At 56.5% G+C, this 10,165-nt stretch carries 6 protein-coding genes and 2 pseudogenes; 3 read left to right on the forward strand and 5 right to left on the reverse strand.

Annotation, left to right across the window (positions count from 1 at the left end; translation table 11 throughout):
• Nucleotides 1-5: 5 nt before the first annotated feature.
• Nucleotides 6-1,345: pseudogene (locus JCM12178_RS10055) on the reverse strand ([FeFe] hydrogenase, group A).
• Between the two features lie 1,391 nt (nucleotides 1,346-2,736).
• Here JCM12178_RS10055 and JCM12178_RS20915 point away from each other — a divergent pair.
• Both JCM12178_RS20915 and JCM12178_RS10065 read left to right on the forward strand, forming a co-directional pair.
• The gene (locus JCM12178_RS20915) at nucleotides 2,737-2,982 is read left to right on the forward strand and encodes a helix-turn-helix domain-containing protein (protein WP_369404499.1); all 246 of its coding nucleotides are present in this window, start codon (nucleotides 2,737-2,739) and stop codon (nucleotides 2,980-2,982) included.
• A 42-nt stretch (nucleotides 2,983-3,024) separates the two neighbouring features.
• Entirely contained in the window at nucleotides 3,025-4,113 is a 1,089-nt protein-coding gene (locus JCM12178_RS10065) for a tyrosine-type recombinase/integrase (protein WP_054651026.1), read from the forward strand.
• A gap of 514 nt (nucleotides 4,114-4,627) precedes the next feature.
• On the opposite strand, the gene JCM12178_RS10070 is transcribed toward JCM12178_RS10065, so the two are convergent.
• Together JCM12178_RS10070 and JCM12178_RS10075 are read right to left on the reverse strand one after the other, a co-directional pair.
• Nucleotides 4,628-5,596, reverse strand: a complete 969-nt coding sequence (locus JCM12178_RS10070; protein WP_054651028.1) for a radical SAM/SPASM domain-containing protein — start codon at nucleotides 5,594-5,596, stop codon at nucleotides 4,628-4,630.
• Nucleotides 5,597-5,766: 170 nt separating this feature from the next.
• Entirely contained in the window at nucleotides 5,767-6,513 is a 747-nt protein-coding gene (locus JCM12178_RS10075) for a substrate-binding periplasmic protein (RefSeq protein ID WP_054651030.1), read from the reverse strand.
• 369 nt (nucleotides 6,514-6,882) lie between these two features.
• Between JCM12178_RS10075 and JCM12178_RS10080 the strand changes: the two genes are divergently transcribed.
• On the forward strand, nucleotides 6,883-8,484 hold the full coding sequence (locus JCM12178_RS10080; protein WP_054651038.1) for an HAL/PAL/TAL family ammonia-lyase: 1,602 nt from the start codon (nucleotides 6,883-6,885) through the stop codon (nucleotides 8,482-8,484).
• A 43-nt stretch (nucleotides 8,485-8,527) separates the two neighbouring features.
• Here JCM12178_RS10080 and JCM12178_RS10085 read toward each other — a convergent pair whose 3' ends face one another.
• Nucleotides 8,528-9,292, reverse strand: a complete 765-nt coding sequence (locus JCM12178_RS10085) for an ABC transporter ATP-binding protein (protein WP_054651032.1) — start codon at nucleotides 9,290-9,292, stop codon at nucleotides 8,528-8,530.
• Nucleotides 9,292-10,165 (reverse strand): annotated as a pseudogene (locus tag JCM12178_RS18705) (insulinase family protein); the annotation flags it as partial. The gene JCM12178_RS10085 and the pseudogene JCM12178_RS18705, both read right to left, overlap by 1 nt.

The following is a 10,165-nucleotide window of genomic DNA, read 5'->3' on the forward strand; positions in this document are numbered from 1 at the left end:
CCTCCTTAGGCCATGGGCTTTCTGGCGCGGTACCGACGGTTCACCTTCGCGATCATGCTGGTGAACAGCGATGCCTGTACGTCCGGATCAAGCGGCTGGCCGCCTCCGTTCACGCAGCCGCCGGGGCAGGCCATGATTTCGATGAAGTGGTAGGGGGACTTGCCGTTCCTGACCTCTTCGCAGAGCTTGTTGGCGTTTGCCAATCCGCTGCACACGGCCACCTTGACGGTTCCGAATCCGGGCACCTTCACATCTGCGGTCTTGATGCCTTCGTGCGTGCGCACGACCTTGATGTCCGGGTTGTTCAGATGCTTGCCGGAGAGTGCCTCGTAGGCAGCCGCAGCGCCGCTTCCATCACGCCGCCGCTGGTGCCGAAGATGGTCGCCGCGCCGGTGGATTCGCCAAGAACCGGATCAGGGTCTTCGCCCGGCAGGGTGTTGAAGTCGATGCCAGCCTTCTTGATCATGTACGCAAGTTCGCGGGTGTTGATGGTGGCGTCGATGTCCCTGTAGCCGCTGTCAGCCATTTCGGGACGCAGGCCTTCGTATTTTTTGGCGATGCACGGCATGATGGAGACCGTGTACATCTTCTTTGCCGGAGTGTGGGTTTCATGTGCGCCATAGGTCTTTGCCAGCGCTCCCAGCATTCCGATGGGGGATTTGCAGGTGGAGATGTGCGGCAGAAGGTCCGGATGGTAGCTCTCCACGAATTTCATCCAGCCCGGACAGCAGGACGTGAACTGCGGCAGAGGGAGCGTGTCCTTCTTGCCGGCGTTCTTCACACGGTTGATGAGCTCGGTGCCTTCCTCCATGATGGTCACGTCGGCAGCGAACTCGTTGTCCCAGATGTAGTCGAACCCGAGCTTTCGCAGGGCGGCATGCATCTGCTGGCCCACGTAAGCGCCGGGGGCTCCGCCGAAGCATTCACCCAGCCCGTAGCGGACTGCCGGGGCAGGCATGGACACGACCACCGTATCGGGGTCTTTAAGTTTTTCGAAGATTTCATCCACATAGGACACGCCTTCGTAGATGGCGCCATAGGGGCACGAGACCAGACACTGGCCGCAGTTCATGCAGGCGGCAGTGTCGACGACCTGGTGAATGTAGTCGTCGTTGATGCTCTGGATCGCTCCTGTTGCGCAGACCTCCTCACACGCACCGCAGCCCTCGCACTTGGTGGTATCGACCTGAACGAAATAAATTCCGTCCGGATCAATCCCTTTCGGGGCGTTGGTTTGGTACATAACGCCTTCAATCTGTTTCATTGTTCCCTCCTTTTCTGGGTGGATTGAAGACAAGTCGACCGGAACCGCTTTCGGACTCGACTTCGGTGTGCATCCTGACATCGGATACCCTCCTTTCGTGCAAAAGACAGAATCCCTTGACACGACTTTTCATTGAGTAGCACTTTTTAGCTACTATTTTATATATTGTAACTGTGTCAAGGTGGAGGGGGGATTTCCATAGAGGTTGTTGGATCACTGGCTAACGCCGTTTGGGTAGACGCGAGGTCAGGGCGGGCCGGTCCTGCAATCTTTACCAGCCAAAATCATCCGAACCTGCTCAACAAAAAACTGCAGAAAGCTAGGCCCCTTACTGGAAATCGACGAAAGTGCCGTGATATGAGAATTCATAAAACCTGATACAAAGGAGGCACTACCACCGCTCTGGTCGTCATAAGTTCGTGATGCAAATCCGAACTGATGACGACGTACGAAGCCTACGGCTTCAACACTTACCGCCGTTTTTCCGAAACAAACGGCATTCTTTCCAAAACAAACGCCAAGCTTACACAAACCCATTTGCCAGATGAACGGTTGGACCCGAGCGCCGATCGTTGCCAGCTTCCCCGAAGGTCACATTTCTGCCCCCAGCGGCAGGCGCAAGACGCATGCACTTGTGCTGTGACACCCACTATTGAATTGGACCGTTGAAAGAAGATTTCTTTCACTGGGAACAGGGCATCCTTCATCCCGTATGGTTTTGTGTTGCAGTTTCTGCAACAGGCTGTTTCTTTGAGACGGCTTGGCCCACCTTGCTTTAAAGCGTCAGTGGCGTTTTGAGGTGAGGAATTGAAAGCAGATCTTCTTGTGTCCAACTGGCGTTTCGGCTCCGAGCCGACACTTTTTTAGCCACTGTCAGGCGTCCCGCAGGGACGACGGACCTTCATGACAAGACCCTTGCTTGGAGCATAGTTGCGTCAGGCATTCATATTTTCAAGAGAAGCCCCTTTCTGGGGCTTTTTCTGTGTAATGAGCAAACCAAGCAAAGGGGGGCGTCTTGCGCCCCCCTTCTAGATTGGCATTTCGGCTTTTTGGCGCCGCCTTCGGCGTACGAAAAAAGCGAAATGCCAATCTATTCATCCTCTGCGCGCGCGGTTTCGGTCGCGCCCCCCAGCGTCATTTGATCCGCAGCAGCGGCGCTCGCTTCCGGCAAAGCCGTACGCGAGCGCCACTGCTGGAAACAAATGACAAGGAGGTTTTGCAAGCCATCTAAAAAAGCCCGGAAAAGAAAAAACAAGGGGGCTTTTCAGTGCTTCACCTTAACCGGTTAGGGGGTATCGAAACGAGCAGAAAGGTGCCTTCCAAAACAGCTTCTTTCACTTTTTTTGTAAGTACCTAAATTTGTGCACAATGTTTTTTCAAAAAACCTACCCCTGAACCTAGAATTTCCTTTTGCACACGTTGTAGGCAGGTCGGTTAACCAAAAACAGGATGGTCGTTTTCTGGTGTCCGATGTGCTGAGGGTAAAAGACGTGGCAAAGATGCTGAACTGCTCCCAGAGCTTGGTAAGAAGAGCCGACATGAAGCAGCGTCTTGGCGCGTTTACGATCGGGAAACGCGGCATACGCTTTCATCGGCGCGCAGTCGAAGCGTACATGCATCAGGCAGCCGTCAACATTCCCGAGAGCGGAGAGCAAACCCCGGGACGCGCCCAAAGACGGCGCAAGTCCAAATTAACCTCCGTATATAACCTTTGGTAATATCTTCAGCCAATAAGCGGTCTTCCGTACGAGGGTATCCATATGCCGTACAAGGAAGGAAAAAAAGGGCGTGCAGCGGTACGTTTCACCCCGTCAGACGGGAAACAGCTCCGACGCACCAAGCTCTTTGACAAGAAAAGGGAAGCCGAAGCCTGGGAGCGCGAGACAGCCAATGCTCTTGAGCTTGCCGATCCCCAGAAACGCAAGGACATGAATATGGCCGGGCGTGCCTTGGCGAGCGGAGAATGGGCCGAAATGTATCTGGACTATGGCAAGTCCAGGTGGGTGGAGAAGACCTTCGATGAAAAGCGTCGAACCTTCAGGCGCCTGTTCCGCGACAGCATTCGACCAGAGCTGCTTGTTGCGGAAATCAGCCCCACCGTCGCCTTGGAGCACCTGAGCAACCTGAAGCAGCGCAAGACTGGCAATGCGGCCAACAAGGATCGGAAAAACCTCGTTGCAGCTTGGCACTGGGGGATAAAGTACCACAACATGAAGCGGGTCAACCCCTTTCAGTTGGTGGACAAGTTCCCCGAAGAGCGTCATCCAAGGTATGTCCCGCCCATCGTCGATTTCAAGGCTGTGGTGGATCTGGCGGACGAGTACGAGCGCTTCGTGCTCCTGACCACCTTCTTCACCGCAGGACGCAAGTCCGAAATCTTCCGCATCAAGTGGGATGAGGTCGACTTTGACCGCAAAACCGTTGGCCTCTGGACCCGCAAGCGAAACGGCGGTGACTGGGAATATGACCTGATTCCCATGGCTGATTCGCTTCGGTTCGAGTTTGCAAAACGCAAGCTGAAAGCCGGGAAAGCGGAACATGTCTTTGACCAGACGCATAAAATGGTCAAAGACACTCACAATCGCTGGCTTGGCAGACTCTGCAAAAAAGCAGACGTGAAGAGGTTCGGCTTTCATAGTGTCCGTCATCTTGCAGGCAGCATCGGTATTCAAGCCGGGGCGAGCATTCTGGATATCCAGCAATTGCTCCGCCATGTATCCAAACGGACCACCGAGCGATACATCCACCGGCTTACCCAGAACAACCGAGCTGTGGATGCTTTGAACAAAAGCATGCAGACGCCGGCAAACGGCCAGTCCCCTTGGGACAAGGTCGAAGGCGAAGGCTGACGGTTGGCGCAGGGTCGCGAGATTGAGGCTACAACCTTGCGCATGACCTGAAGCCACAAACACGAGCCACCGAAAAGAAAAATGGTCCGAGCAGAGGGTTGTCTGACAAGGTAACCCTTTGATTTTAAAGAACCAAGCCGCAAGCCTCTAGCCGGGTGCCTCCGGCGGGCAGGGGCGCTGCCCCTGCACCCCGGCAAAGGGGATAATCCCCTTTGCAATCCTTGGTTGCCCGGAAACGGATCAGGTCGCAGAACTGCCCTTCGTGACAGCTCTGCGGCTGATCCGTTTCGGGCGGGGAAAGGGTGTTTGGGGTTAACGGGTTGAGCTCATCTGAAAAGAGTCTTCCATGTTCTCTTAGTGATCCTAAACAAGACTCTTTTCCTGCAAAACCGATTGAATTCTGCCATGGTCAATCATTCATCAGTGTGGGCACCGCCCAGCCAAAAGGTTTTGCGGAGGGGTGATGGGATGGGGCGTCTGAGGGGAAGAGGGGCCAGCCTTTGCACGCTGGGGGTCAACCCTGCTTGAAAACCTGTCCCAGCTTGGCGAGTTGTTCCGGGTTGTTCATGAAGCGTTTGGATGGCGAGGGGTAGCCCGGGACGAAGAAGAGAATCGAATCGAGACCGAGTTGTTGAGCAAGGGTGGTAGCCTTGCTGATCTCTTCGTCGTTATCGTTCCATTCAAAGAGCAGGTATTTCCATTCAAGGATGGGCTGCGCCGCATTGTATTCTTTTTTTAATGCAACAAGGTCCTTGAGGATTTCCATGACTTTTTCGAAATTGAAGACTTTTGTCATGTAGGGTTCCACGGACTCCTGCGAGCCGCCATGTATTGAAAAGGTGAGTCTGTCGACGGAAGATTCTACGAGACGTTTTCGTTTTTCGTGCGTATCAAGCATCAGCCCGTTGGTGGCGACGTGGACGACTGTTTCCGAGCTTAACGATTTCACGCGTTTTATGAATGGTATCGACTCTGGATGAGCGAAGGTCTCGCCGTAGTTGTAGAGCCGTATCGTTGTGATTTGCCCGAGATTGCCTTCTAGGAAGCTGAAGACCGTATCCATGTCGAGGCGTGGTGCGTTCCTGTATGAGGGAATGTCGAATCGCTGTTGCATGCAGCCATTGCACTTGAGGTTGCAGATAGAAGATGGCTCAATGACCATGCGTTTGAGCGATGAGAGCTGTTCGAGATGGTCTTTTTTTTTCTGTTCGGAAAAGTTGACGGAGTATTTTCCTGGCTTGAATCCCGAAGCCTTTATCTTTTCATAGCAGATAGAGCAGCGAGGCAGGCTATGTGCGTCCTCTGCGACTCTTCTGATGTTGTCGACGTATTTTCGCTCAAGCTCTTTAAATGAGTCTTCGTAAATGCTCCCGAAAATATTCTGGTTCAGTGGATCCATGCAGCAGGTGGTAACTCTTCCGTCCGAGAGAACGACAGCTTCGTTCATGAATTCGCACAGAAAGGGCACTTTCTCTTTTGTCATAGGTATCTCTCCGGATCTTTGCTGGCAGAATCCCGTTTGATAGGTGGCGATTGAGTGATCTTCACCAAGCGCACCTTGGAAAACGTTTTCGGCGAGCTTATGGAAGAGTGATCAGAACACCTGAGAGTTTTCTACTCAAATCGGAAGGTTTTAACAACCTGAGGGCGGCACTAGCGAAGGTGCGCGGTGGTATCGCGGACGATTCGTTCATAGGTGCCGTCGTATTTCATGTCTTTCAGGGCCTTGGCGAGTGGCGCGGCGAGGCCCTTATGCTTTTTGTTCAGGTAGAGGAACATGCTTTTGCTGGCCAGCGGCGGGTCGAGGTGGCGGATGTTGTCGTAGCCGAGCGCCTTGAGTCTTTCGTAGCCGGTGAGCTTGGCGTAGAGGGCCACGTCGAGGCGGTCCATTTCAAGCATCTGGAAGAGTTGTTCAGGGGTTAGGACGCGGGTGACATGCGGAAACTCGTCGGTATTGTGTTCAAGGATTTTCCAGCCGCTGACGTAGCCGACCCTGAGTTCGCGCAGACTGTCCCACCCGGAAATGGGGATGGGCTTTTTGGCAAAGGCTACGAAGTGCATGACCATGTTCGGTTCTGGGACGCGGCAGAGGTTCGGAAAGCTTGTTTCCATCCCTTCTATGCGGTTGAGTTCGCAGTCAAGCGCTCCTTCATTGACCTGCACAAGGGAGCGTTCGGTGGGCGTGAAGACCACCTCTGCCTTGACGCCGATTCTGCGGAAGGCTTCGATGATTATCTGGTCGAGCATCCCGGTCTGTTCGGGCGTGGAGAGCAGTGTCTTGTAGGACGTGCTGACGCGAACGGTCTTGTCGTTGGCCAGTGCGCTGGAGAGTGGGAGGGAAAGGAGCACGAAGAAAAAGAGCATTGCCGATCTGCCTTTGCCGAAGCGGGCTCTCTTCATGGTTTCTCCTTGTTGCCAAAGGACAGTATTGTTCTGTTCAAGTTAAATATAAGCTACGCATACTGTCATCACAACAGGGTTATAAATCGGGAGACAGGTGTATCGGGCGAAGGTTTCTCAGGTCAATCTTCATTCCGGACGGACTGCGCCGTTTTATAAGGGTGGTGATTCCTGCCCATGTGCTGTGTATGCTCGGGAGGCTCGTGGCAGATTCTAATAATCCTTGGCTTCCTTTTTCTGCAAAGAATGGCACGCGAGTTCCTGAAGAGGATTGGTGCCCGGTTGATATGGAGGTGTATTGTGGGCTGGTGTAGCGGGAAAAGCCTTTTCGGTGTGTTGCCTTTTTATTTCAGTTTTTTGTGCTGTCTCATGGTTGGCAATCCTGCAGTGTGCGCCGCGGGCGATCCGCTGTTGCTCACTGGGCAGGACTTGCGTCTCGGCCAGGTGGAGAGCGTGGCAAGAGGCCGCAAGGTGGTTCTGGATTCAGAGGCGCTGCACAGGATGGAGGCTTCCCACGAACTGCTCATGGCGTATGCCGCGGCAGGGCGGCCCGTCTACGGCCTGACCGTGGGGGTGGGGCTGAACAAGGACAAGGCGGTATTCAAGGCCGGGGGAAAGCTCACTGATGGGATTCTGAAGCGATCCCGGGAATTCAATCGAAGCGCCCTGCGCGCCCACGCTGCCGGAGCAGGGCCGGACATGACGAAGGAGCTGGTGCGCGCGGCCATGGTCATCCGCCTCAATACGATGCTTTTGGGCCGTACCGGGGCGCAGCCGAAGGTTGCTAGGCTCTATGCTGATTTCCTGAACGCCGGCATTACGCCTGTTGTTCCGTCGCAGGGGAGTGTTGGCGAGGCTGATATAACCCTTGCCCCGCATGTGGGGCTGGTGATGCTGGGCGAGTGGCAGGCGGATTTTGACGGCGAGCGCATGACAGGAAAGAAGGCGCTGGAAAAGGCCGGTTTGACCGTGCTCGACCCGATCGGCAAGGATGCGCTGGCAATACTCAGCACAAACGCCTTTTCTGCGGCCAAAGGGGTGCTGGCTGTGCTCAAGGCCGAGCGACTGCTCAAGACCGTGCCTCTCGTGCTGGGGCTGAGTCTTGAAGGACTGAACGGAAACATGGCTCCCTTTACCCATGAGGCAGCCGAGCTGCGCCCGTTTCCGGGAAATGTGGAATCAGCCGCCGCGATTCGAAAAGCTCTTGCCGGGAGCTATCTCTGGCAGCCGTACCCGAAGCGACCGCTGCAGGACCCGCTCTCCTACCGCACTGCGGGCGTGGTGCTCGGCAGTGCGTTGCATGCGCTGAAGCAGGCGCGGGAAATGCTTCGCATTCAGATCAACGCATCTGACGACAATCCGGCGGTTCTGGAGGGCATGGACATGGCGTCGATGCCGCAGCAATACGTTTTGCAGACCGCCGCGGGGCAGGGCGCGGTTTTGCCGACGGCGAATTTCGAGCCCTTGCCATTTGTACTGGCTCTTGAGCAGTTGAGCCTTGCCCTCTGCCATGTTTCACGAGGTTCGGCCTTGCGTACCATCAAGCTCTCGGACCCGCATTTCACCGGGCTTTCCCGTTTTCTTGCTCCGAATGATGTGTCCATCACTTTTGGTGCAATTCAGAAGCCGGTTGTGGCGATCAACACCTCCGTCCGACAGCTCGCGAACCCGGTATCGCCCGACGGGTTGCCTGTTGCGGGGGATATCGAGGATACTTCCACGAACGCGCTGCTCGTTGCGGCGCGGCTGGATGACCTTGTTGCCAAGGTTTACACGGTCATGGGGTTGGAGCTGTTGCACGCAGCGCAGGCCGTTGACCTGCGCAGGCGCGGAAATCCGGACCTTGCGTTGGGTGATGAGACGGAAAAGTTGCTGATTTCGTATCGGGGGCAGGTTCCGTTTGTGGACGCTGACCGTCCGCTTACGCCTGACATTCGCAAGTCGACCGACTTCCTTGAGTCCCTGCGCTAGCCGAAGCCTCAGGAGTTGGGGGAGGTAAGTTTCGGCAGAGCCGTTACGCCTCGATTTCCTTCCAGAGGCGTTCCATGATGACGCCTTTGAGCTTGGCGAATTCCGGGGTGAGGGTAATGCGGTGGTCTCGGGGGCGCTCGATGTCGATGGGGATAGTTTCGACGATCCGGCCGGGTCGTCTGGACATGATGTAGACGTTGTCGGCGAGGAGGATGGCCTCGTCGATGTCGTGGGTGATGAAGAGCACGGTGGCGTTTTCCTTGCTCCAGACGTCGAGGGTCAGGTCCTGCAGTTGCAGCCGGGTCTGTGCGTCGAGGGCGCCGAAAGGCTCGTCCATGAGCAGCATCTCGGGCTTGTTGGCGAGCACGCGGGCGATGGCGGTGCGCTGCTTCATGCCGCCGGACAGCTCGCTGGGCAGTGCGTTTTCAAATTCGGAAAGGCCCACGAGGCCGAGGTAGCGGCGGGCGGTTTCAGCGCGTTCGGCAGCCGGGATGCCTTTGATGCGCAGGCCGAATTCGATGTTTTTTCGCACCGTGAGCCACGGGAACAGGGTGTAGGACTGAAAGACCATGCCGCGGTCCGCGCCGGGGCCGTGGATGCGTCGCCCGTTGATGAGAGCCTGTCCTTCGGTCTCGGGTTCCAGTCCGGCGACGATGTTCAGCAGGGTGGACTTGCCGCAGCCGGACGGGCCCACGACCACGGCGAATTCACCGTCGCCGACCTGCATGGAGATGTCCTGCAGGGCGGTGACGGTTTTTTCGCCGTGGCCGAAGGTCTTTCCGAGATTTTCAAGGACGAGGTTCGCCACTAGAGTATCCCTTTCATCTCCAGATCAAGACCGGAAACGTCCATGGCCGGTTCGTTGCCCATGACGACGATGTCGCCGTGGTTCGCCACGATCTCTGCTGCCTTGGCAAGGCGTTTGAAGTCCTCGGCCGTGCAGGAAAGGATTTCCTCGCGCATCCGGGCGCGGCCTTCCTCGTGGTCGTTGGTCAGGGCGCGGACAAAGGCGGTGAAGCCCTTGGCGTCGGGAAGCTGGTAGGCGTCCACTTCGCCGATGGCCCCGATGATGGACTTTTGGAGCTCGTCGTCGGAGAGGTCGAGGTTTTTGAGGTAGTCGGCCACACCGTCATAGTTCTCGATGGTTTTTTCCACATTGGGGTCACGGTAGCTCAGGAAGCTGAGCGAGCCGCTGGAGCGGTCGAAGACGGTGAACCCGCCGTACGCGCCGCCGAGCACGCGGATTTTTTCCCAGAGGTAGCCGGTGCGCAGGAACTTGGACGCGGCGTTCAGGCTGCCGTGGTATTCGATGCCGTGTTCGTAGACGTTGGCACCCTTGCCCACGTAGTTGACCTGCGCGGGGATGCTCAGGCCCTCTCGTTTGGGGAAGGCGGGGGCGGTGCGTTCCACCGGAGCGGATGCGCCCTCGGGCAGCACCCCGGCGATGTCGGCAAGCAGCGGCTGGAGCGTGGCGAAGAGCGGCTGCTCGCATGTCGCGTTCATGACGAGGTTGCCGCGTCTGAGGATGATGTCCGCCAGCTTGACGAACTCCTTGCCCACCCGGCGGAAGTCGTTTTCGATGCGCGGAGGCAGGGTGCGCATGACCTCGAGCGCGGTCACGCCGTTCATGGCCTCTTCCATGGCGTGGGCGCGGTGGGCGCGGGCCTTGAGGCGGCGGGCG

Source organism: Salidesulfovibrio brasiliensis JCM 12178 (assembly GCF_001311825.1).
GTDB classification, from domain to species: Bacteria; Desulfobacterota; Desulfovibrionia; order Desulfovibrionales; family Desulfovibrionaceae; genus Pseudodesulfovibrio; species Pseudodesulfovibrio brasiliensis.